Origin of the sequence: Bacillus sp. FSL M8-0277, assembly GCF_037975305.1 — a bacterium.
Lineage (GTDB): Bacteria > Bacillota > Bacilli > Bacillales > Bacillaceae > Bacillus > Bacillus pumilus.
The window spans coordinates 3,417,100-3,438,572 of record NZ_CP150255.1 but is presented as its reverse complement, the minus strand read 5'-3'; the positions used below and the strand labels follow the sequence as shown (position 1 = coordinate 3,438,572).

The window sequence follows — 21,473 nt, the reverse complement described above, 5'->3', positions numbered from 1 at the left end:
ATGGCTGGAAAAACAAATTCCTCAGCAGAGCACGAACACTTCCCTTGGAAACACGTAGTTGGCTTCATCCTATCCATCGTGCTAACGATCTTAGCATTCTGGATTGCCATTGGAGCTGAAATTGGCAGTTCTGCAAAACTTTGGATTATCTTTGGTTTTGCCTTCATTCAAGCGTTCTTGCAGCTATTCATGTTTATGCACATGACAGAAAGCGAGAACGGAACTGTTCAAGTCGGAAATACATTGTTTGGTCTGTTTTGTGCGATTATCTTCGTTATCGGATCTGTTTGGATCTTTGCGGCTCACTACAGCCACGGAGAGAACAGCAAAGACGGTTATTCACCTTCTGCGCCAAAGCAATCGGAGCATTCAGAGAAATAATAAAAAACCACTCATCTCTCAAAGGTGAGTGGTTTTTATCATGATGTTGATAACGTCTCCAATAAGTGGTGCGTTATTTATCTGGTGCTACTGAATCTTTTGCGAATGAATGGAAGTCCATAAATGAGGAACGCTGCAATATGTGCCAAAATGACGTTAATGGCAAAGAATGCGATCATGAAGGTATGTCCTGCTGGAGATAAACTGCTTGTCATGTAAAGACCAAAGAAAATCCACATAATCATAATGGGTGGAATTGAAGCTAGCGCAATTTTTCTGTTTTCAAGCCATAAAAACAGGGGTGTAGCCGTTGCAATACATAGGTACGCAAAGAACATATCCATCGTATCCAACTCCTTTGTAAGTTGATGTTCAATTCAAATGAGAGGTCAGGATGCAATTGTGTCTGTTTTTAGGAGATATTGTGAACATTTTGTTACAAGTATTATACCACAATTGACTTTGAAGTAAACTCAATAATTGGAAAATGGGCCTTATTCCGTAGAAAGTAGCTTTTTCCTTTTCTCTCCATAAAACTTATACTGACTTGATAATTGCTTGTCATATCGCCACATAGGTCATTGAATTTTCCCCTTAATATCTGTAAAATAATCTTTTTAAAGGACTCGTGATCGGTTGAATGGAAAGAGTATAGAGGAATTTTTTCCTATTATTAGGATGAAAAGTATTTCATTTTTTGAAAAATGATTGGAACCTTTCGGATGTATCTTCCGTCATATTTAAGGTGAGTTGCTTTTGTGAAAATTTCAATCTAATATAAATAAGGGCTTTTATGTTTTGTAATAAGGGTGGTTAGTTCATGAACAAGCAGAATACATCTCCGTACTATCAAGGGGATTTAATTTTTATATTTTTAGCCTTCTTTGCCATCAGTGTCATTGCGATTTATGCTGCGGGTCAATTTGGGCAGTATGGATCTAATGCATGGACCAGACAGATTATTTATTACATGGTCGGAGTTATATGTATCGTAGCCATAAATTACTTTGATTTGGAGCAATTAGAGAAGCTCAGTCTCTATATTTTTATAGGCGGCATCCTGTTGTTACTCTTTCTGAAAGTCGCTCCTGCACAAATCGGAGGTCATGATTTTGCTCCAATTAAAAATGGTGCAAAAAGCTGGTTTGTGATACCGGGGGTTGGAACACTTCAGCCCTCAGAGTTCATGAAAATTGGTTTGATTATGATGCTCGCATCTGTTATTGGCAAGTCAAGCCCTAGAGGAAAACGGACATTAGAAGATGATATCTTCCTTCTATTAAAAATTGCCGGGGTGGCAGCTGTTCCAGTTGGACTGATTTTCTTACAGGATGCAGGTACGGCAGCTGTCTGTATGTTTATTGTCGTTGTGATGGTGTTTTTATCAGGGGTCAATTGGAAGCTGATTTCTCTCATCGGTTCCGTTGTTGTGCTTTTAGTTGCCGCTGTGTTAGCCGTGATCATACTTTTCCCTGATGTTGCGAAAACAATTGGTATTCAGCAGTATCAGATTAACCGGATTACCGCTTGGCTACCTGATAGTTCAACGTCAGCCAACCAAGCGCAGACTCAGGATGCCTCGGGGTCTGATAAATACCAAGTAGACCAGGCCATTATGGCTATTGGTGCTGGACAGATTTTTGGGAATGGGGTTAAAAACTTAAAGGTCTATGTCCCAGAAGCACAAACAGATATGATTTTCTCCATTATAGGAGAAGCCTTTGGCTTTATCGGCTGTGCGTTTGTTGTGATCATGTTCTTCTTCTTGATCTACCGGCTTGTCGTGCTGATTGACCGTATCCATCCTTATAGCCGATTCGCGTCATTCTTCTGTGTGGGATATACAGCACTTATTGTGATCCATACGTTCCAGAACATTGGGATGAACATAGGCGTGATGCCTGTAACAGGAATTCCGCTCCTATTTATCAGCTTCGGAGGAAGCTCTGTTTTATCTGTTCTCATTGGATTCGGGATTGCTTATAATGCAAGTGTTCAATTAACGAAATACCAAAGTTATTTATTTAAATAAAACGGGTAAGGGCAGTCTAAGCATAGACTGTCTTTTTTCATTCGAGTTTTAATTTTTGAAAAGCCATATGGCTTTGCCTTATGATAGTAGAAGTGAAGGAGGTCTTCGAATTGAACAAAACGATAGAAACGATATTAAATCATCGGTCCATCCGTTCGTTTACAGACGAGCGTTTGTCCGAAGAAGAGGTGCTGACACTTATTAAAAGTGCACAGGCTGCTTCGACATCAAGCTATGTACAGGCGTATAGTATTATTGGGGTGACAGATCAGGAGAAGAAGGCCAAGCTTGCTGAACTGGCTGGGAATCAGCCATACGTTGAGAAGAATGGGCATTTCTTTGTCTTCTGTGCAGACTTGAAACGCCATGATGATATTGCAAAAAAGGCAGGGGAGAATCATCAGGAGGCGCTTGAGAATACAGAAGCCTTTCTCATTAGCGTCATTGATACGGCGCTCGCTGCGCAAAATATGAGTATAGCCGCAGAATCAATGGGACTTGGGATCTGCTATATAGGCGGTCTGCGTAATCAACTGAGAGAAGTCTCTGATTTGCTTGAAACGCCATCATATGTGCTGCCGTTATTTGGTCTGGTTGTCGGACATCCAGCGAGTCAATCGTCACAAAAGGAACGACTGCCAGTTGAACTCATTTATCATGAAAATTCATATCAGCAAGATGAAGCGCATGTGGATCGTTATTTAAAAGAATACGATGACCGTATTTCATCATATTATGAAGAACGAACAAACGGAGAGAGAACCGATACTTGGTCTAAGCAGATGCTTCGCGGCTTTAGTCAGCCAAAGCGTGCCTTCCTTGGGGAATTTGTGAAAGAGAAGGGCTTTAATCGAAAATAAATAAGAAATCCCCCTTTCGATTGAGAGAGGGGGATTTCTGTAAGAGGTGCAGTAAGATGAAATTAAGTATACTGGATCAATCTCCTTTGATTGGAGATGCAACACCTGCTGAAGCCTTAAAGCAAACGGTTGAATTGGCAAAGCAGGCAGAGAAGTGGGGCTATCACCGTTTTTGGGTATCAGAGCATCATTTTTCAAACCGGCTTGCAGGATCAAGTCCAGAGGTGCTTCTCGGTCATTTATCAGCCGTTACGTCAAACATACGTATTGGCTCAGGCGGTGTGATGCTGCCCCACTACAGTGCCTATAAAGTAGCAGAGAACTTCAGGGTTCTTGAAGCCCTCGCTCCTGGCAGAATCGATCTTGGGATTGGACGTGCTCCTGGTGGTATGCCCATTTCCTCCATAGCTCTTCATCATGGTGAACGAAAACGTCTAGGTGATCAATATCCTGAGCAGGTAGAAGAGCTGAAGGTCTATTTACACGACCTAGCAGATGAATTTTATCCACTGCCTCATTTAACTGCTTCTCCGAAGACAGAGACTGCACCAGAAGTATGGATGCTTGGTTCCTCTGGAGGAAGTGCAAGACTTGCGGCGAAAGCAGGTGCAGGCTATACGTTTGCTCTATTTATCAATGGCGAAGGCGGAGAAGATTCTGTGGAGCAATATATCAACCGGTTCGAACCTTCAGCATTCGGTGATGAGCCGCGCGTTAGTCTGGCGGTCTTCGTTTTATGTGCTGAAACAGAGGAACAGGCAGAAAAACTGGCAGTCAGCTTAGATTTATCCTTACTTGCCAATGAACAGGGGCAAAACCTCGGGGGCTTTCCTTCATATGAAAAGGCACAGGCTTATTCCTATAGTCCATATGAACAAAAACGAGTGGCTGCCAATCGTCAAAGGATGGTGGTTGGAACGCCATCTTCTGTGAAAAAACAGCTGACGGCACTAACGAAGGCTTATCGTACAGATGAAGTGATCGCCGTGACCATCACTCACCGCATGCAAGACCGGCTCACATCTTATCGTTTATTAAAAGAAGCCTTTGATGCATAACGTATGTATGTCTGTTTACCGTCCACGCAGCCGGTAGATAGGGAAGAGGAGCATCATGATGAAAATAAACGCGGCTGTCACCAGCAAACTAAGCGGGTAAATGAAGGACACATAGACCGTCAGCTCGCATGCTTGATGAAAAGGACGAGGATGGTTCGCATATAAAAGGGTGAAAAAATACACCAAGGTGATCGTTAGAAAAAAAGCAATAAAAAAAGAAACGATCCATAGCAATATCAACATCAATCTCTCTTTCCTCCATATATGATCGAAAAGCCTTGATGAGCGATCCACTCATACAAGGCTTTTCTTGTGATTCACATTTATTCAGGATAAATATCGAAAGGTTCCTTCGTTTGAACCGTGTCGGACTTCCCTTTCAAACTTGCATACGCAAGCATTGTATACTCACCAGATTCGAGCTTTTGACCTTGATTAATTGTGCCATTCCATTTTACGCGGTGTTCTCCTTTATCAACATGTTGATAAACACCTGCTTCACCTAAATACTCTCCATCTGTCGAGTAGACGAGGAATGCAAGGTTTTCAGCTCCGCCAGGCAGATAGCTGCTAATGACATAGCTTCCAGCACGGTTATCCGGCTCTACAGAAACCGAAGTGACGCGAGGATAATCAGGCTCTTTTACAATCAATAAAGTCGGAATCTCTGTGACCTTTCTGCCATTTTCGCGAAGGGTAATGCTGCCTTGGTACGTTCCTTTTTTCGTTTTACCATATTTCACTTGTACCGCGGAAGTAAAGGACCCAGTGGAATTCCCTTTGACAGTGATTTTTTTCGTTCCGTTTGTGCTGATGCCGCTGCCATCGAATTTGTAATCAATGGTATACGTTTTCGGTGCTTTTGAAAGGTTTTCTACCTTGAATTTCTTTGTTTTGATTTGAACGCCTTTTTCTTTCAAGAAAGTGCCGTAAGAATAACTCGCATCAGAAACGATAGATGACGCTTGGAGTGATTCAATGATTCGAACACTGCCTGTCCCTTGTGTGTTGTGAGGGAATGGGCTGCCGTTTGCGTCAAATAGTTTTTCTGCTGTATTCATGAGTAATGCTTTGATTTGTTCTGTTGAGTAAGATGGTTTTGCTTGCTTCATGATCGCTGCAACCCCTGCCACATGCGGTGAAGCCATGCTTGTCCCTTGCTTTGAGCCATATCCGTAAGGCTGAGAAGGATCATGCGTTGGGATTGTACTCACAATGCTGACGCCTGGCGCTGATAAATCAGGTTTAATCATCCACGTATCCACAACTGGTCCACGAGAGGAGAAGTCAGCGACTTGCTCACTAAGTTCTTTGACAAATTGAATGGAGAAAGTCGTTGTATTGTTTCCAGCCTCAATGGCTTTGACAAGCGCCGTTCCTTCAGCTTTTGAAAGCTTAATCGTAGGAAGAGCAAGACCCGGTACATCGACTGGAATTTCTCCATCGGTGTTGTTATACATCACAACGCCGATTGCACCAGCAGCTTTTGCATTGTCGACTTTATCAACAAAGGCAATGGCTCCTCGTTCGATCACGGCAACCTTTCCTTTCACATCGATGTCTTCAAATGCTTTTTCGTCACCGATACCTGCATGGACGAGTGTGACTTGTTTTTGGTCAAGTGCTTTTAAATCACTCTCTTGGTAGTAGCCCATCACTTTTGCAGTAGAATAGTTCGGGAATTTCACATTGTAAAGGCTGTAAGGAAGCTGAGTTGCTCCGACAGATATTGCATCTCTTGACGTGCCGGGAGATCCGACTGTCCAGCTGTTCGGACCGCTGTTTCCATTTGATGTGACAGCGACAACGCCTTCAGACATGGCCCAATCGAGTGCGATGCTTGTAGCATAATCAGGATTATTCACACTATTTCCGAGAGAGAGGTTCATGACATCTGCTCCATCAGTAACAGCACGGTCGATGCCTGCAAGGACGTTTTCAGTCGTCCCAGAACCGCCTGGTCCAAGTACACGGTACGCAAGAAGTGAGGCATCCTTTGCGACACCTTTAATTTGTCCATTGGCAGCAATTGTTCCTGCGACGTGTGTGCCATGGTCTGTCGATTCACCTCTAGGGTCTCCTTTAGGTGTCTCTTGCGGAGAATAATCGTTATCAACAAAATCATAGCCTTTGTATAAACCAAAGTTTCCTTTTAAATCAGGGTGGGTATAGTCTACACCAGTATCAATAACAGCGACTTTTACCCCTTTTCCAGAGTAGCCGGCATCCCAAGCTTTTGTTGCACCGATAAATGGAGCGCTTTTATCCATAAGAGGGGAAACATCTTCATTTGGAAGCTGAATGCTTTCCTTTTTCACTTCATCTGTTTGATATGTAACATCCGGATAAACGGCTTTTACTCCGTCAACTGCGAGCAGCTTCGGAATTTCGTTTGCAGGAAGTTTCATAGAGAAACCAGAGAAGACTTTTTCATATTCTTGACGAACACTCGCTTTATCAACTTCTTTGAGTGCTGCATTTTTTATTTTTGTTCGAGATTTTTTGAGGGAGGCCTTTGTTTGAGCTTTGCCTTCTTGCTTAGCTTCAACTAAGGATTTTTCCTTTAATTCAACAATGACAGTGGTATGTTTTCTAGATTTGACATTGATTTCACCGAAGATTTCTGCTTTTTCCAGTTCCACCTGTTTGTTCGATGGAGCGGCACTAGCCTGTTGACCTGTAAAGAATGTGGATAAAATAAAAATAGTGGAGAACAATAGAATAGAAGAACGAGAAATAACCTTTTTCATTAATTTTCCCCTTTCTAGCTGTGTTTTTAGGGAGATAGCCTTTCTTTTTGTGGATAAATAGGAAAGATTCACTGCCCGTTATTAAGTATTCAATACGATGAAAACAATTCCTTTACTAAAATGGTCTTATTTTACATAGTCATAAAGTACTATTTTGTTTATAAAGTCTCACTTATACACAAACTTCTGTTGATAACTCAATTATTTAGATATATATATGGAAAATAAAAAAATCCCATACACAAAATCTAGTATGGGGGTGTTGATATGTGGATAAACCCTGTTGATAAGGTGTGCTTATCTTTTGGATATAGTGTGTATAAAATTTTTATTCAAACACCCTCGTACATGATGATTTTCTGCACTTTTCAACAAAACTTCTGAAAACTAGTTTGTTTTTTCACCCAGATTGTGACAAACCTCTCTTTTTTCTCGGGATATGATAGGAGCAGTTGTTTTGCTAGAACTGCTAGATTCTAAGAAAAGCGGAGGGATGTTCGGTGAGGAAATTCAGAAACTGGTTGAGTGTATGGTTTGGTTTCATGATGAATGTGCTTGTGAATCCTGGTGTGATGATGAAGCAGCAACGTTTTCAGGCGGCTGCGGTGGATGATCGTTTCTTTCAAGTCGTGAACGAGAGAGAGCTAGAGAAGCTGGCAGAAGAAAAGAACAAGAAGCGCAGGTCAGAGAAACCGTTTAAGCAAAGTCTGATGATGCTTGATGAGAAGACGACGAGAGAGGCGCGTGCTGGTCCGCTCTTACCTTTACATGGGAGATGAAACAGGGTAAAATCCCACATAAGAAACGTTATCTAGTGGGAGAGGATACCCCTTGAAGATATATAAGATATTGAATAACAATGCGGTGATTGTAAAGGAGGGTGATCAGGAGAAAATTGTGATGGGGCCCGGAATTGCTTTTCAGAAGGGGAAAAATGACGTCATTCCCGTTCAAAAAATAGAGAAAATCTTTGTTGTGCGTGAAGAAAATGAGAAATTCAAACAAATTCTTGCGACATTGCCCGAAGCGCATATTGAGGTGGCAGAGCATATCATCAGTTATGCAGAGGGTGAACTGATGATGCCGCTTAGTGATCATATCCACATATCACTGACTGACCATTTATCCTTTGCCATTGAGCGCATTCAAAAGGGCATTGTGCTATATAATAAATTGCTTGGTGAGATCAAAGTCTTATATAAGCAGGAATATGAAATTGGAAAGTATGCCATTCGTTATGTAAAGGATCGGCTTGGGGTTGAACTGCCGGACGATGAGGCAGGGTATGTGGCACTCCATATTCATACGGCCAAAATGAATACGGAGTCTATGAAAAAAACTGTGAAATATACAACGATGATCAAAGAAATGATCGAGCATATAGAAAGCTATTTTCAGCATTCAATTGATGAGGATAGTATTTCCTATCAGCGACTTGTGACACATTTGAGGTATGCATTAGGCAGGTTGGAATCAAATGAGGCATTTCAAATCATGGACGATGACATGCTGAGTTTTATCCAAACAAAGTATGATTTGGCTTACCAGTGTGCACGTGGACTCGCTGAATTGTTAAAAAATGAATATGAACTTCATCTCCCTGAATCGGAGATCGGCTACATCACGCTGCATGTCCAGCGTCTGCAGGATGCCGAATTGGTTTAGTGGTTGTGCCTGCATGCAGGCTTTTTTTTATGCACACTACTTTAAATAGTGTATATGGGTCAATAGATTCGAAAAAAGAGGTTGACGCACGTCACGCTCTTATACTATGATGAAAGCGTAATCAAAACTTGATATCGTGGGATTGTGACTGTCAGGCAGGCAAGACCTAAAATTTGCGTAACGAGGGGACGTGTATGTCCTTTTATCGTTAGTGAATTTTAGGTCTTTTTTGTTTTAAAAAAGGAGGAGACAACATGGATTATCAAAAAACAGCCAAAGAATTAACAGAACTATTAGGCGGCAAGAAAAATGTCATCAGTGCCACGCATTGTGCAACAAGACTCAGATTGGTGATGAAAGATGAGGAACTGATTGACAAAGATGCCATTGAGGAACTTGAAGGGGTAAAGGGGGCTTTCTCAAGCTCGGGGCAATTCCAAATCATTTTTGGAACGGGAGCGGTCAACAAAGTATATGAACCATTTGCTCGTGAGACCGGCCTTGAGACAGACGACGAGAAAGAAAAACCTGTCAGCCATGATGAAGCAGTGAAACAAAAAATGAATCCACTTGCACGTTTTGCAAAGACGTTGTCAAATATTTTTGTACCGATCATTCCAGCCATTGTTGCAAGCGGTTTATTAATGGGGCTTTTAGGCATGATGAAAGCCTTCAAATGGGCTGACCCAAGCTCCGCGATCTTCCAAATGCTTGATATGTTCTCAAGTGCAGCCTTTATCATTTTACCGATTTTAATTGGTGTCAGTGCAGCGAAAGAGTTTGGTGGAAATCCGTATTTAGGAGCCGTTATTGGGGGGATTATGATTCACCCGAACCTGCTCAACCCGTGGGGACTGACGGATGCGAAACCAGAGTATATGCATTTATTCAATTTTGATATTGCTCTTCTTGGTTACCAAGGAACAGTCATTCCAGTGTTATTGACTGTGTACATCATGTGCCTTGTTGAAAAGTATTTAAGAAAAGTGGTTCCGAACAGTATTGATTTACTTGTGACCCCATTTGTGACGGTGATTGTGACTGGATTTGTGACGTTTATTGCTGTTGGACCGCTTGGAAGAATGCTCGGTACAGGAATTTCGAATGCACTGACATTTATTTATGATCACGCAGGGTTCTTAGCAGGACTTATTTTCGGAGGAGCCTACTCTCTCATTGTGCTCACAGGGGTTCATCATAGCTTCCATGCGATTGAAGCAGGACTGCTGAATGATATTGGGCGGAACTATTTGCTGCCAATTTGGGCGATGTCCAACGTAGCGCAAGGCGGGGCAGGCTTGGCAGTCTTTTTCTTAGCGAAACGCGCGAAAACAAAAGAAATTGCACTTCCTGCAGCCTTCTCAGCTTTCCTAGGGATTACCGAGCCTGTTATATTCGGTGTCAACCTCCGCTATCGTAAACCGTTTATTGCCGCGATGATCGGAGGCGCATTAGGCGGGGCATTTGTTGTCTTCACAAAGGTAGCCGCCAACGCCTATGGTTTAACGGGGATTCCGATGATTGCAATTGCAGCGCCATTCGGTGTGCAAAATGTGGTGAATTATGTGATTGGTATGTTAATCGCTGTTGCTGTTTCATTTACTCTCACCATCATCTTTAAAGTAAAAGAAGTCGAAAAATAATCAAGGAGTGGTCACAGTCATGACAACAACTGACGCAGTACTTCGTCAAAAGGTAGCAGAACGTATTCGAAACTACGAGCATTTGGTGAAAAAAGATGTGTACCGCCAGCATTTTCATTTAATGCCGCCAGTAGGTCTTTTAAATGACCCGAATGGGTTGATTCAGTGGAAAGGCGTTTACCACGTTTTTTATCAGTGGCAGCCATTCGAAACGGGTCACGGCGCAAAATTTTGGGGCCATTACACATCGACAGATCTAGTAAATTGGCAGCACGAGGAAGCCGCCCTTGCGCCAAGTGATTGGTTTGATCAAAACGGCTGTTATTCTGGCAGTGCAGTCATTGACGATGGACATATGTATGTGATGTACACTGGCAACGTTCGCGATGAACAAGGGAACCGCGAGACGTATCAATGTTTAGCTGTTTCAGAGGATGGCATTCATTTTCAGAAAAAAGGAGTCGTGGCGACGCTGCCAGATGGATTCACCGCCCATTTTCGTGATCCGAAAGTATGGAAGCGAAATGGCCAGTGGTACATGGTTCTAGGTGCACAAAGCCTGAACCTGAAAGGGAATCTCGTCTTGTTTACCTCTGATACTTTAGATAATTGGACGTTTCAAGGCATCATTGCAGGCAGTGGGAAAAATGGATTAGAGGATTTCGGCTATATGTGGGAATGTCCAGATCTATTTGAATTAGATGGCCGGGATGTATTGATTGTGTCGCCGCAGGGGCTCAAGCCAGATGGCTTAAAATATCATAATACACATCAATCAGGCTATTTTGTTGGGAGATTGGATGACCATACTTATCAATATACGCACGGAGCATTTGAGGAGCTGGACCGAGGCTTTGACTTCTATGCGCAGCAAACCTTTCTAGACGAATCAGGCAGACGTCTTTTAATCGGATGGATGGGAGTGCCTGATCAAGGAGAAGAGCATCACCCAACGATTTCGTATCAATGGATACACTGCCTCACCATTCCGAGAGAGCTGCGTTTAGATGATGACGGACATCTGATTCAAAAGCCAGTCACTGAGCTTCAGGCGATGAGAACCAACGAACAAGAGCATATTTTCCATATCAAACGCTCCGTTCAATCGATTCCTGTAGATGATATTACGAGCGCAGAGTTATTCATTGATCAAATTGATACACAAAAAGGGTTTGAATGCTGTATTCGAGCGGCAGCCCGTATCATTTATGATAAAGATGAGGGCAAACTGACACTAGAGCGAGATCGATTTGAAGATCGATCAAAAGAAGTTCGAGAAGTAGCAATAGAGGAATTACAAGATCTTCACATCTTTATCGATGCATCGTCGATTGAGATTTTTGTAAACGGAGGCCGGGAAGTATTGACTGCTCGTTACTTTCCTTCCCCGGGAAATAAATCAATCTCGATCAGTGGTAGAAATGAAACAATGCTGAAACTGAAAACATGGCATTTACAAAGAGAAGCAGGTCAATGATCTGCTTTTTTCTAGTGAATTCAGCCTGTATCTAAGGAGCTATATCATGTATATACAAGGTTGGCTGGAAGCGGTTTGATGACGTTTTGCATATATGATATCAAGTGGCATTATGGTATCATTTTAAAATATATACAGCTGAGGCTGACGTTTATCCAAATGCGGTAGGACAAAAAGGGGTTGTTTATTTGAATTCAAAACAGCAGCCGACGACTAGAAAACGCTTGGAGACAATGGCAGATCATGTTGAAGATAAACGTGAAGAATATAAAGAATTGCTCATTCAAGTCCAATCTATTCTCGGTGAACCTTCTCTAGAGCAGGAAGAATTAAAAGAGAAGCTGTCAGATACGTATAAACAAATGAAAGAATATGCCTTATTTGTTGAATCCATTGAAGCCTTTATTCGAAAAATGGCGAAAGAATCTGATCAGCAAAAGTAGGTATTCATTTATGGATAAAAGAGTGTACTTGCGTGCGAGTGCACTCTTTTATTTCGGTCAGATGATTCAGAAATTAAAATGAAAGCGTTGACATTTCTATTGTCATGATAAATAATAAATAAAAATTCATCTGAGCATGTACAGGAGGAACGATATGAACCATACAACCAAGAAATGCCTGATCACCTTTATCATTGTCCTATTTTCTATGAGTTTTCTTTTTCCTTCCGTTTCTTCTGCCCGAAATCATACGTCGTATTTTGCATCAACTGCTTCAGTCCCATCTGGTCAATATTATCGTTCACAAGAGGTAGCTCTGCATTCTCACGTTCAAAAAGCTTCTCTTTATTACACAACAGATGGCAGCCAGCCGACAACTCAAAGTCAGTTATACAAAAAGCCCATTCATATAGAAACTGATACGACTTTAAAAGTAAGCGCTTACAATAAAAACCATCGCCTTTCCACGTCTACGTACAATTATCGCTTTGTCACACGAGAGGACATTGCATCATCTTTTTTATCTTTCGAATACCAAGGAATGCCTTATCGGCTGTATATTCCAAAAAACCGTAAGAGGGGTAAAGCCTATCCTCTAGTCCTGTTCTTACATGGAGGCGGGGAGAGGGGAACAGACAATCAAAAGCAGTTACTTGCGAATGATGGTGCAGTTTTATGGGCTTCCCCTGAACTCCAAAAGAAACATCCTTCGTACGTACTAGCACCTCAGGCGCGAAATGCTGTCGATGGAGGATTTGCATTAACAAGAAATTTGCAAAATGAAATCGATCTGACAAACGTGTTTCAATTTTCACCAGATTTACACAAAGCTTATGATGTCCTTCAGCATGTGTTAACTTCTTATCAGATTGATCAGAGAAGAATTTATGCGACGGGTTTATCACAAGGTGGATTTGGGACGTACCAGTTGAACATCACATATCCTCGTTTGTTTGCAGCGATGATTCCTATTGCGGGGGGTGCAGATCCAAGCAAGGTAGGAATTTTAGCGCACAAGCCGATATGGGCATTTCATGCAGAAGATGATTCCATTATCCCTATCAGCTATGCGAGAAATACAATTCAAGCTATTCAAAAAGCTGGTGGCCAGCCGCTTTATACGGAGTACGCAAGCAAGTATGGATATGACCATGCATCATGGACGCCTGCTTATGAGACACCAGGCTTAACAGATTGGCTGTTTGCACAGAGACGCAGCTTTCGATAAACAAAACCCGATTCACCTTCTAACAAGGCGAATCGGGTTTTTTCTGTTTTATTTGTCAAAACGATGAGCAGAATGCTTTGTTGGTCCGATGTATTCGTTTAGTTGGAAAGAGCCTTTGATGGCAGCTGTGATGAATTCTTTTGCTGCATAAATGGCTTCTTTCACGTCTGAGCCGTTTGCTAGTTCAGCTGTGACTGCTGCTGAGAATGTGCAGCCTGCGCCGTGTGTGTATTCTGTGTCGATCTTCTCTGTTTCAAGTCGTTCGAAGGTTTGTCCATCATAAAGCAAATCAATCGCTTTATCTGGGCTTAGCTTACCGCCTCCAGTGATGACCACATACTTGGCACCAAGTTCGTGAATGCGTTTTGCTGCTTCTTCCATTTGTTCGATCGTTTTGATCTCACCGATTCCGCTTAATTGACCTGCTTCGAAAAGGTTAGGCGTGATGACTGTTGCCAGTGGCGTAAGCTTTTCGCGCAGTGCTTCCGCGTGCTCTGGATAAAGGACTTCGTTCGCACCCTTACAAACCATAACAGGATCAATGACGACATTTTTTAGGTCGTATGTTTTGATGGTGTCCGCTGCAAGTTCGATCACGTCGACTGTTGGAAGCATACCCGTTTTCAGCGCATCTACCCCAATACCTTCTACAATGGTAGAGAGCTGCGCACGAATCGTCGCCGTATCAATTGGAAACACCTGATGATCCCAATGGTTATGAGGGTCCATTGCAACGACAACGGTTAAAGCTGTCATCCCGTAGACGTTTTTTTCTTGAAACGTTTTTAAATCTGCTTGGATACCTGCACCGCCGCTTGAATCCGAGCCTGCGATGGTGAGTGCTTTATTCATAGACATAGTTGCTGAACCTCCAATGTGATGTGTAACAGTTACTGTTCTATCCTTATTATAATCAGCTTTTCCATTTATCACAATGAAACGGCATAAAAAAGCGTTCCACTCTAGGAGGAACGCCTTACCCCTTACCTTTTAAAAATCACTAATTTCCCCTTTTTCAGTTCGTCTAAAAGAGTTAAAGCTAATTCCTGATCGGCGCCAACTGACATCATTTTGGCCATGAGCTCGTCATCCCGAGTGCGGATGACATTGGCAATTTGATCTAAAATCCCTTGATCGACCGCTGTCATGCTTTTGGCATTCGTATGCTCTGTGACGGTATCAGAGCGTTCTGGATCGTATGCAAAAACAAAAATATCATCCTTTGCTGAGCGTATTTGTTCAATGGTCTGCTTCGCTTCTTTGCTATTTTCTACTGTGAAATATTCCATCGTGATCACTCCTTTCCATCGAAAATTCCCATTTTCCCGTCACATCAAACCGCCTTTTATATCATGAGAAGAACGTCATTTTATGTTTTAATGGAAAAAGACGAATCTATTAAAGGAGTTAGCTGAATATGAAGATTTCCTTATTAATTGTGACACATAACCGGCTCAGCGCACTGTGTGAGCTGCTTGAATCTATTACGAGACAAACCGTACAGCCTTTTGAAATTGTGGTTGTGAATGATGCAGGAGAGCGCGTCGAGATCATTCAGGAACTCTACCCCGAACTTCCGATCCGCTTGATCCATTTAGATGAGAACGTCCAGCATGTGAATGCTAGAAACGTGGGGGTGCGGGAGCTGACTGGCGATGTGATCATGCTGAGTGACGACGATGATTACTTTACACCTTGTCATATTGAACGTATGAGTAAGGCGCTGGAGGACGCCGATTTTGTCTTTTCTGATGCAGAAATTGTGTCATTTGAAGAAAAAGGCGCGACCCGCTTCCCGGTGTCAAGACGTTTGTTTGCGTATACAGCTGCTATTGAGGATATGCGTGTCTTTTCTACATATGTTCCTTCCGGCAGTATGTATAAACGCTGTATACACGATGAGATTGGCTATTTTGATCCAGCGATGCATCATTATTGGGACTGGGACTTCTTTTTGCGTGTATCACAGCATGCCCGGATCAAACGAGTGCCAGCTGCCAGCGTGATCTATGCGTTTTTTGACGGCGGAGGGAATCAGTCTAGTGATCTTGGTGAGACAAGGAAGAACTACTTAGATGATCTAAGTGAAAAGCATGGGCTGGGTGACCTTCCGACAGCGAACTTTGCTGTCTTATTAGAAGAACCAGCAATGAAAAAACGAGAATCAGAGAGTGAGATTGTGTGGGATGGAAAACCGATGATCTCAAGACTAACGCAGCAGACACAAGGAGGAGAACCCCAATGAAGCCATTTTTAAATGATAGCTGGTGGGCTGTGATGAAAAGTGAATTTGAACAGCCATATTATCACGAATTACGTGAATGGATGAAGGAAGAATATCGCACGCAGACCGTTTTTCCGAAACCAGATGACGTTTATCGTGCGCTTCATTTGACGTCATATGAAGAGGTCAAAGTGGTGATTTTGGGACAAGACCCTTATCATGGCCCATGTCAGGCACATGGATTAAGCTTTTCTGTTCAGCCTGGTGTGAAGCATCCGCCATCATTGAGAAATATTTTTCAGGAGCTAAAGGATGATCTTGGCTGTCCTGTTCCAAATCACGGCTCACTTGTGAGCTGGGCAGAGCAAGGTGTGCTGCTCTTAAACACTGTGCTAACCGTGAGAAAGGGCGAGGCGAACTCGCATAAAGGCAAGGGCTGGGAACGTGTGACAGACCGCGTGATTGATGTGCTGAATGAACGTGATCAGCCCGTCGTTTTTGTGCTGTGGGGAAGACATGCTCAAAATAAGAAAGAACGCATTGATCAAAACAAGCATTACATCATTGAGTCACCTCATCCAAGTCCTTTTTCTGCAAGAAACGGCTTTTTTGGCAGTCGTCCGTTTTCAAAGGTAAACGCGTATTTAAAGCAAATGGGGATTGAAGAAATCAACTGGTGTATCCAAGATATTGAGTAAAAAGAGGACGAGGGGAGAGACCCTTCGTCCTGTTTATTTTAAAAATTTACGAACCAAGTCGAGTCCGTTTTTCGCATTTGGATAACGGAAGGAAAAATCGAAGCGATTGGTTTGGCGCAGGACGCTTTTTTCATGCGTAAACGTAAAGAAGCTTTCTTTCCCGTGATATCGTCCCATGCCGCTTTCACCCACGCCTCCGAATGGCAGGTAAGGAGTAGCGACATGCATGAGCGTGTCATTGATACATCCTCCGCCAAATGAGAGATGGTCTAGAATATAGGCTTCTGTTTCTTTACTTGTTGTAAATAAGTAAAGCGCAAGCGGCTTCGGTCTTGTTTTGATCATATGAGCTGCCTCGTGCAGAGAATCGAAGGTCATGACAGGCAGAATCGGTCCGAAAATTTCCTCCTGCATGACAGGATCTTCCCATGTGATGTGGTCTAATATGGTTGGTGCAATTTTGAGCTCGTCTTCGTTGCGCTGTCCACCTGTAACGATCGTTCCATTTGAGAGAAATTGTGAGAGCCTGTCAAAATGACGCTGGCTGACATTTTTCCCAAAGTGCGGATTTGTTTCAGGCTGGTCGCCATAAAAGTCACGGATACAGGCTGTCATTTCCCGTAAAAGATCGTCTTTAATGGATTCATGAACAAGCAAATAGTCTGGTGCAATACACGTTTGGCCAGCATTGGTAAATTTGCCGAACGTGATTCGCTTTGCTGCTAATTTGATATCTGCATCAGGCGTGACGATGCAAGGGCTTTTTCCGCCAAGCTCAAGTGTGACAGGGGTCAAATGCTTTGCGGCGGCTTCCATGACGACTTTGCCAACTGCCACACTTCCTGTAAAGAAGATATAATCAAAGGGCAGTTTCAACAGCTCTGTACTCACATCTACACCGCCTTCTACGATAGCTGCATGGTCTTCTTGAAATACAGGTTCGACCATTGCACTGATTACTTCTGAGACTTGCGGCGTCAGCTCAGACGGTTTTAAAATAACGGCATTACCCGCAGCAATGGCACCAACTAATGGAGAAAGGGCCAATTGGAAAGGATAGTTCCAAGGGGCAATGATGAGCACACTGCCATAAGGTTCCTTCATAATCATACTTTTCGACCCGATATGAGTGAGGGGCGTTTTCACGCGTGTTGGTTTTGCCCATTTGTGGAGGTGCTTGATGGTATGATTGATTTCCTCATACACCATCCCGATCTCTGTTGTGTAGGCCTCCTGTTCGGATTTATGTAAATCATGGGCCAAGGCTTGTAAAATATCCTTCTCATGCTGTTTGATGGCTGCTTTTAAGTCTTTAAGAAGACGGATGCGTTCTTCCACCGGCGGCTTTTGAAAGACTTTTTGTTTCTGAAAAAGAGTAGTGAGTTTGTCCATTATTCAATCCTTTCATAAACGATGTTGTTTCCTTTATTATGTGTGAAGGGCTATGTCGGGTCAAATAAGAGAGGCGGGAGCAGACTGCTTTGAAAAAATGAACCCATTTCGTTTGTTCATTTGGTAAAATAATGTTGAAAAGAGACTTTTTTAGATTGGAGGGTCTACCCTTGAATATTCATATATCAAGCCTGCTTCAAAAAATGGAGGAAGCGGTTCAAAAGGCGAAACAAAGTGAAAATGATGAAGAGGTGAAACGCCAAGTGGCGGCGATTTCTTCACTATGTGATGTCATTCTCGATGCACCATCACAGGTGCAAATGCCGCAAACGCCGGTTATCTCGCCACCTTCTTCGATACAGACACCGCCCGCGCCGCCCGTATCCTCAGATCAAGCCATGCTTGAGAAACTGATGGGTGCGAGTGGTGCGAAGAAATTTCAGCATCAAGAAGAGGGGCAAAAAGAGAAGGATGGGAACGGCGACTCTATCTTTGATTTTTAATGGTCTTGTCACGACAAAGGGAAGGTGATCGGTTTGAAACTATTTTTGGGCGCCATTCAGTGGATGGCATTTTTTATCGCAGCTTCTATTGCTGTACCAATTGCGATTGCACAAGCATTTGAATTGAACCAAGTGCAGTCAGCGGAGCTGATTCAAAGCACATTCTTTTCACTTGGTCTTGTGGCGATGGTTCAGTGTTTATGCGGCCATATGCTGCCGATCAATGAAAGTCCAGCGGGGCTTTGGTGGGGTGTGTATACCCTTTATGCAGGTATGACAGGAACCATCTTTGCGACGTATCCTGAAACTCTGCAAGCACTACAAGGGGCTTTAATTTTTAGTGCCGCTTTCTTTTTTATTTTTAGTTTATTTAAAATCATTAATTGGCTCGCGTCTTTATTTACGCCAGTCGTCACAGGCATTTACTTGCTATTATTAGTTGTCCAGTTAAGTCAGCCGATCATGAAAGGGCTGATGGGCATCGGCTATCGGGGAAATCAGGTGGATGGGCTTGTCTTTTGCTTATCAATCTTCATTATTATCCTGACCTTCATGATCAGCCGCTCAAAATGGCATTACTTAAGACAGTTTTCTGTGTTGTTTGCCCTTGCAGGAGGCTGGTTGTTATTCGCTCTACTCGGGTTGGCAAAGCCGGTTCGAATTCCAGAAAAAATCATCGAGTTTCCGAAGCTTTTCCCATTCGGCATGCCAGTCTTTGACAGTGGATTGCTTGTCACGTCCTTTTTCATTACGATATTACTCATTGTGAACATGCTGGCAAGTATTCGAATTGTGGAAAGTTCAGTGAAGGCATTTGGTGAACTGCGTGAGCGGAAGAGAGCTCGTCCGGCTGGTTTTGTCGCAGCATTTGGTCACTTACTGAGCGGATTGATCGGAGCGATTGCGCCTGTACCTATTTCCGGGGCAGCAGGATTTATCCAGACAACGAAAATTCCATCGAGAAAGCCATTTTTCATAGGAAGTCTGCTCATTGTACTCATTAGTTTATTCCCGCTGCTCATGAGCTTTTTCTCCGCATTGCCATCACCTGTGGGGCTTGCTGTAAACTTTGTGGTGTTCTCCTCGATGATTGGGATTGCGATGTCTGAGTTTGATCAGTATGAGAAAGAAGAAATTCCGCGGATTCGCTTTGTCCTAGGGATTGCCGTTTTAGCAGGTGTAGGGGCGATGTTTGTACCGCAGGAAGCCTTGAAAGGCATGCATCCTGTGCTCATTTCATTATTAAGCAATGGACTTGTTCTAGGTACACTCATTGCGATCGCGGTCGATCAAGTTCTGTTACGAAAGAAAAAGAAATCCGACAATCTCGTGTCAACGTAAAGGGAAAGTTGAATATCGTCTGTCACCCGCGCTATGATAAATATAATTGACGAGATAAGGAGAATGACGAATGAAACTATTTTTCATTTTAGGTGCGATTAATGCGATGCTAGCTGTTGGACTCGGAGCCTTCGGTGCGCACGGTCTTGAAGGGAAAATCCCTGAAAAGTATATAGAGATTTGGAACAAAGGGGTTCAATATCAGATGTTCCATGCGATTGGACTATTTATTGTTGCCTTTCTTGCAGATAAGCTGTCAGGTGTTTCTCTAGTCCCAACCGCTGGCTGGGTGATGCTTGCAGGTATCCTTTTCTTCTCAGGAAGCCTTTATGTCCTGGCATTGACTCAGGTGAAGATTCTAGGTGCCATTACCCCAATTGGCGGAGTGGCGTTTATTGCTTCTTGGATCATGCTTGTCATTGCAGCAGCAAAAAATTTATAAGCTAAAAAACCGATGCTCTGAGAGGGGCATCGGTTTTTTTCTTAATTCCAGTAAGGGGCGTAGTTTGGCGGTGCTTGATAATAAGGGATGTAGTGAGACGGAGGGACAGGGTTCGTTTGTGCTTCCTCTTCTCTGTGGCAAAATGGTCCGATAAACGCACTTGGCTTCACAGGCTGAGTCGCCTGTTTCCACTGTGTTTCGTTCATACAATACGTATGTGCCATGATGTGAGCAGGGGTGAGGGTGAGAAGGTCTGAGCCTAGGATCACTTCTGGCGTAGATGCGTTGAAAATGGCTAACAAATGAGTTCTGTCTTGAAGGGCAACTTCATAGTGCCACCAGCCTTGAGGTACGTTTGCTACCTGTCCTGGGGTGATGGTATAGGTGTGCAGTTTTTTTGTAAATGGATTCAGCATCGAGACGGCAGCAGAACCGGCTATACAATAAACAAGCTCTGCGGCATTTTGATGATAATGAGGCTCTACGACTTTGCTTTTACTCAAATATATATCCAGCAGAGATACTTGATCCAACGAATTTAATTGTTTTTTTCCTAAAACGTTAATCAGGTTATGCTGATCGTATTTCACAAGGGGGCTTTGATTCAGATCGTATGAATATTTAACATTTGGTGATGTATAATCCAGCTCAACAGTCATTGATGTCACCTCTAGGCGTTTGATAAAAACTACTAGGCATCTTATGACGAGCGCCCTAGAGGTGTGACAAAAACCTAATCAAAAGAAAAAAGCAAGGGCGCCTGCTCCTTGCTTTTGCGATATGTGGCGTTATCTACCTCGGAGAATACGTGGACATAGAGTATGGATAGTCGTATTGAATTTCCCCATCAAACGTAATGTAATCAAGATAGATCGTTAATAGTAAGTATCGTGTTCCTGTCTTGTTATCACTAATGATAATGTGGTCACGTCCTGCAGCTTCAATGACGCCTCTGAAAATCTTCGAGTTCCATTCCTTACTTGCCTCAAACGTCATATAAATCGTGGCTACCTTGCCGCGGTTCAATCGTAAAATATTTTCAATATAGGACTGCTCGATTGGCAGCTGACCAGTGACGTTCTGCTGATAAATCGGTCCAGAAGGAATTTGATAAGGCTGCCCGCCGCTCTGCGTGCCCTGCCCCCCTGGTGAAGAACCAGTAGACGGCATTGGTGAAAATCCCTGCTGCATTTGTCCTTGCATTTGACCCTGCGTTTGGGGAGGGACTGAATAACCCATCTGCTGCGCAGGATACGGATTTGCTCCATATTGTTGCTGGCGAAAATCTTGACCTTCGAAACCCGAACCTTGCCCAAATTGATTTTTCAATTTCATA

The 21,473-nt window shown here is 43.0% G+C and carries 23 protein-coding genes; 15 read left to right on the top strand and 8 right to left on the bottom strand.

Annotated elements, in window-relative coordinates; translation table 11 throughout:
* Entirely contained in the window at positions 1-381 is a 381-nt protein-coding gene (gene qoxD, locus MKZ05_RS17470) for a cytochrome aa3 quinol oxidase subunit IV (protein WP_003215204.1), read from the top strand.
* 77 nt (positions 382-458) lie between these two features.
* Here qoxD and MKZ05_RS17465 read toward each other — a convergent pair whose 3' ends face one another.
* Positions 459-725: a spore morphogenesis/germination protein YwcE gene (locus MKZ05_RS17465; protein WP_003215279.1), complete on the bottom strand. Its 267-nt coding sequence runs from the start codon at positions 723-725 to the stop codon at positions 459-461.
* Between the two features lie 476 nt (positions 726-1,201).
* Here MKZ05_RS17465 and MKZ05_RS17460 point away from each other — a divergent pair, with 476 nt between their 5' ends.
* The 3 genes from MKZ05_RS17460 to MKZ05_RS17450 all read left to right on the top strand — a co-directional run bounded on the left by MKZ05_RS17460 (position 1,202) and on the right by MKZ05_RS17450 (position 4,331).
* Positions 1,202-2,413, top strand: coding sequence for an FtsW/RodA/SpoVE family cell cycle protein (locus MKZ05_RS17460; protein ID WP_106066982.1), 1,212 nt, complete (start codon positions 1,202-1,204; stop codon positions 2,411-2,413).
* A 110-nt stretch (positions 2,414-2,523) separates the two neighbouring features.
* Complete coding sequence (gene nfsA, locus MKZ05_RS17455) at positions 2,524-3,273, top strand: oxygen-insensitive NADPH nitroreductase (RefSeq protein WP_335355892.1); 750 nt, start codon at positions 2,524-2,526, stop codon at positions 3,271-3,273.
* Between the two features lie 56 nt (positions 3,274-3,329).
* Positions 3,330-4,331 (top strand): LLM class flavin-dependent oxidoreductase, encoded by a 1,002-nt coding sequence (locus MKZ05_RS17450; RefSeq protein WP_339160686.1) that lies wholly within the window; start codon positions 3,330-3,332, stop codon positions 4,329-4,331.
* A 15-nt stretch (positions 4,332-4,346) separates the two neighbouring features.
* Here the strand turns inward: MKZ05_RS17450 and MKZ05_RS17445 are convergent, their stop codons facing one another.
* The gene (locus tag MKZ05_RS17445; protein WP_003214732.1) at positions 4,347-4,574 is read right to left on the bottom strand and encodes a hypothetical protein; all 228 of its coding nucleotides are present in this window, start codon (positions 4,572-4,574) and stop codon (positions 4,347-4,349) included.
* Between the two features lie 80 nt (positions 4,575-4,654).
* The gene (locus tag MKZ05_RS17440) at positions 4,655-7,081 is read right to left on the bottom strand and encodes a S8 family serine peptidase (protein WP_253622045.1); all 2,427 of its coding nucleotides are present in this window, start codon (positions 7,079-7,081) and stop codon (positions 4,655-4,657) included.
* Positions 7,082-7,581: 500 nt separating this feature from the next.
* On the opposite strand from MKZ05_RS17440, the gene MKZ05_RS17435 reads away from it, so the two are divergent.
* From MKZ05_RS17435 to MKZ05_RS17410, 6 genes are all read left to right on the top strand, one after another.
* Positions 7,582-7,860, top strand: a complete 279-nt coding sequence (locus MKZ05_RS17435; protein WP_050944509.1) for a hypothetical protein — start codon at positions 7,582-7,584, stop codon at positions 7,858-7,860.
* Between the two features lie 52 nt (positions 7,861-7,912).
* Positions 7,913-8,746: a PRD domain-containing protein gene (locus MKZ05_RS17430; protein ID WP_050944508.1), complete on the top strand. Its 834-nt coding sequence runs from the start codon at positions 7,913-7,915 to the stop codon at positions 8,744-8,746.
* Positions 8,747-9,000: 254 nt separating this feature from the next.
* Positions 9,001-10,389, top strand: coding sequence for a sucrose-specific PTS transporter subunit IIBC (locus MKZ05_RS17425; protein WP_212045684.1), 1,389 nt, complete (start codon positions 9,001-9,003; stop codon positions 10,387-10,389).
* Between the two features lie 19 nt (positions 10,390-10,408).
* Positions 10,409-11,866 (top strand): sucrose-6-phosphate hydrolase, encoded by a 1,458-nt coding sequence (locus MKZ05_RS17420; RefSeq protein ID WP_339160684.1) that lies wholly within the window; start codon positions 10,409-10,411, stop codon positions 11,864-11,866.
* A gap of 188 nt (positions 11,867-12,054) precedes the next feature.
* The gene (locus MKZ05_RS17415) at positions 12,055-12,309 is read left to right on the top strand and encodes a hypothetical protein (RefSeq protein ID WP_008359596.1); all 255 of its coding nucleotides are present in this window, start codon (positions 12,055-12,057) and stop codon (positions 12,307-12,309) included.
* Positions 12,310-12,463: 154 nt separating this feature from the next.
* Positions 12,464-13,537, top strand: a complete 1,074-nt coding sequence (locus tag MKZ05_RS17410) for a chitobiase/beta-hexosaminidase C-terminal domain-containing protein (RefSeq protein WP_335355791.1) — start codon at positions 12,464-12,466, stop codon at positions 13,535-13,537.
* A gap of 48 nt (positions 13,538-13,585) precedes the next feature.
* Here the strand turns inward: MKZ05_RS17410 and MKZ05_RS17405 are convergent, their stop codons facing one another.
* Both MKZ05_RS17405 and MKZ05_RS17400 read right to left on the bottom strand, forming a co-directional pair.
* Positions 13,586-14,395: a bifunctional hydroxymethylpyrimidine kinase/phosphomethylpyrimidine kinase gene (locus MKZ05_RS17405; RefSeq protein WP_044140232.1), complete on the bottom strand. Its 810-nt coding sequence runs from the start codon at positions 14,393-14,395 to the stop codon at positions 13,586-13,588.
* Positions 14,396-14,520: 125 nt separating this feature from the next.
* On the bottom strand, positions 14,521-14,826 hold the full coding sequence (locus tag MKZ05_RS17400) for a general stress protein (RefSeq protein ID WP_137054226.1): 306 nt from the start codon (positions 14,824-14,826) through the stop codon (positions 14,521-14,523).
* Positions 14,827-14,954: 128 nt separating this feature from the next.
* Here MKZ05_RS17400 and MKZ05_RS17395 point away from each other — a divergent pair, with 128 nt between their 5' ends.
* Entirely contained in the window at positions 14,955-15,782 is an 828-nt protein-coding gene (locus tag MKZ05_RS17395; protein ID WP_003214726.1) for a glycosyltransferase family 2 protein, read from the top strand.
* Complete coding sequence (locus tag MKZ05_RS17390; protein ID WP_212045678.1) at positions 15,779-16,459, top strand: uracil-DNA glycosylase; 681 nt, start codon at positions 15,779-15,781, stop codon at positions 16,457-16,459. The genes MKZ05_RS17395 and MKZ05_RS17390 overlap by 4 nt, the downstream gene beginning before the upstream one ends.
* Positions 16,460-16,492: 33 nt before the next feature.
* On the opposite strand, the gene MKZ05_RS17385 is transcribed toward MKZ05_RS17390, so the two are convergent.
* Complete coding sequence (locus tag MKZ05_RS17385) at positions 16,493-17,851, bottom strand: aldehyde dehydrogenase (RefSeq protein WP_212045677.1); 1,359 nt, start codon at positions 17,849-17,851, stop codon at positions 16,493-16,495.
* Positions 17,852-18,021: 170 nt separating this feature from the next.
* Here MKZ05_RS17385 and MKZ05_RS17380 point away from each other — a divergent pair, with 170 nt between their 5' ends.
* The 3 genes from MKZ05_RS17380 (at position 18,022) to MKZ05_RS17370 (ending at position 20,137) form a co-directional block, all read left to right on the top strand.
* Positions 18,022-18,354, top strand: coding sequence for a YwdI family protein (locus MKZ05_RS17380; protein ID WP_137054229.1), 333 nt, complete (start codon positions 18,022-18,024; stop codon positions 18,352-18,354).
* Between the two features lie 33 nt (positions 18,355-18,387).
* Positions 18,388-19,695 (top strand): purine/pyrimidine permease, encoded by a 1,308-nt coding sequence (locus MKZ05_RS17375; protein ID WP_003214905.1) that lies wholly within the window; start codon positions 18,388-18,390, stop codon positions 19,693-19,695.
* 70 nt (positions 19,696-19,765) lie between these two features.
* Complete coding sequence (locus MKZ05_RS17370) at positions 19,766-20,137, top strand: DUF423 domain-containing protein (RefSeq protein ID WP_003215282.1); 372 nt, start codon at positions 19,766-19,768, stop codon at positions 20,135-20,137.
* A 41-nt stretch (positions 20,138-20,178) separates the two neighbouring features.
* On the opposite strand, the gene MKZ05_RS17365 is transcribed toward MKZ05_RS17370, so the two are convergent.
* The gene (locus MKZ05_RS17365; RefSeq protein WP_044140224.1) at positions 20,179-20,796 is read right to left on the bottom strand and encodes a cupin domain-containing protein; all 618 of its coding nucleotides are present in this window, start codon (positions 20,794-20,796) and stop codon (positions 20,179-20,181) included.
* A 133-nt stretch (positions 20,797-20,929) separates the two neighbouring features.
* Entirely contained in the window at positions 20,930-21,472 is a 543-nt protein-coding gene (gene gerQ, locus MKZ05_RS17360; protein WP_003215192.1) for a spore coat protein GerQ, read from the bottom strand.
* Position 21,473: the final 1 nt, after the last annotated feature.

Bases quoted from the DNA above. Each gene is read 5' to 3' on its own strand.
- qoxD (WP_003215204.1), top strand. From the start codon at position 1: ATGGCTGGAAAAACAAATTCCTCAGCAGAGCACGAACACTTCCCTTGG.
- MKZ05_RS17465 (WP_003215279.1), bottom strand. From the start codon at position 725: ATGGATATGTTCTTTGCGTACCTATGTATTGCAACGGCTACACCCCTG.
- MKZ05_RS17460 (WP_106066982.1), top strand. From the start codon at position 1,202: ATGAACAAGCAGAATACATCTCCGTACTATCAAGGGGATTTAATTTTT.
- MKZ05_RS17450 (WP_339160686.1), top strand. From the start codon at position 3,330: ATGAAATTAAGTATACTGGATCAATCTCCTTTGATTGGAGATGCAACA.
- MKZ05_RS17445 (WP_003214732.1), bottom strand. From the start codon at position 4,574: ATGTTGATATTGCTATGGATCGTTTCTTTTTTTATTGCTTTTTTTCTA.
- MKZ05_RS17440 (WP_253622045.1), bottom strand. From the start codon at position 7,081: ATGAAAAAGGTTATTTCTCGTTCTTCTATTCTATTGTTCTCCACTATT.
- MKZ05_RS17425 (WP_212045684.1), top strand. From the start codon at position 9,001: ATGGATTATCAAAAAACAGCCAAAGAATTAACAGAACTATTAGGCGGC.
- MKZ05_RS17420 (WP_339160684.1), top strand. From the start codon at position 10,409: ATGACAACAACTGACGCAGTACTTCGTCAAAAGGTAGCAGAACGTATT.
- MKZ05_RS17410 (WP_335355791.1), top strand. From the start codon at position 12,464: ATGAACCATACAACCAAGAAATGCCTGATCACCTTTATCATTGTCCTA.
- MKZ05_RS17405 (WP_044140232.1), bottom strand. From the start codon at position 14,395: ATGTCTATGAATAAAGCACTCACCATCGCAGGCTCGGATTCAAGCGGC.
- MKZ05_RS17400 (WP_137054226.1), bottom strand. From the start codon at position 14,826: ATGGAATATTTCACAGTAGAAAATAGCAAAGAAGCGAAGCAGACCATT.
- MKZ05_RS17395 (WP_003214726.1), top strand. From the start codon at position 14,955: ATGAAGATTTCCTTATTAATTGTGACACATAACCGGCTCAGCGCACTG.
- MKZ05_RS17390 (WP_212045678.1), top strand. From the start codon at position 15,779: ATGAAGCCATTTTTAAATGATAGCTGGTGGGCTGTGATGAAAAGTGAA.
- MKZ05_RS17385 (WP_212045677.1), bottom strand. From the start codon at position 17,851: ATGGACAAACTCACTACTCTTTTTCAGAAACAAAAAGTCTTTCAAAAG.
- MKZ05_RS17370 (WP_003215282.1), top strand. From the start codon at position 19,766: ATGAAACTATTTTTCATTTTAGGTGCGATTAATGCGATGCTAGCTGTT.
- MKZ05_RS17365 (WP_044140224.1), bottom strand. From the start codon at position 20,796: ATGACTGTTGAGCTGGATTATACATCACCAAATGTTAAATATTCATAC.
- gerQ (WP_003215192.1), bottom strand. From the start codon at position 21,472: ATGAAATTGAAAAATCAATTTGGGCAAGGTTCGGGTTTCGAAGGTCAA.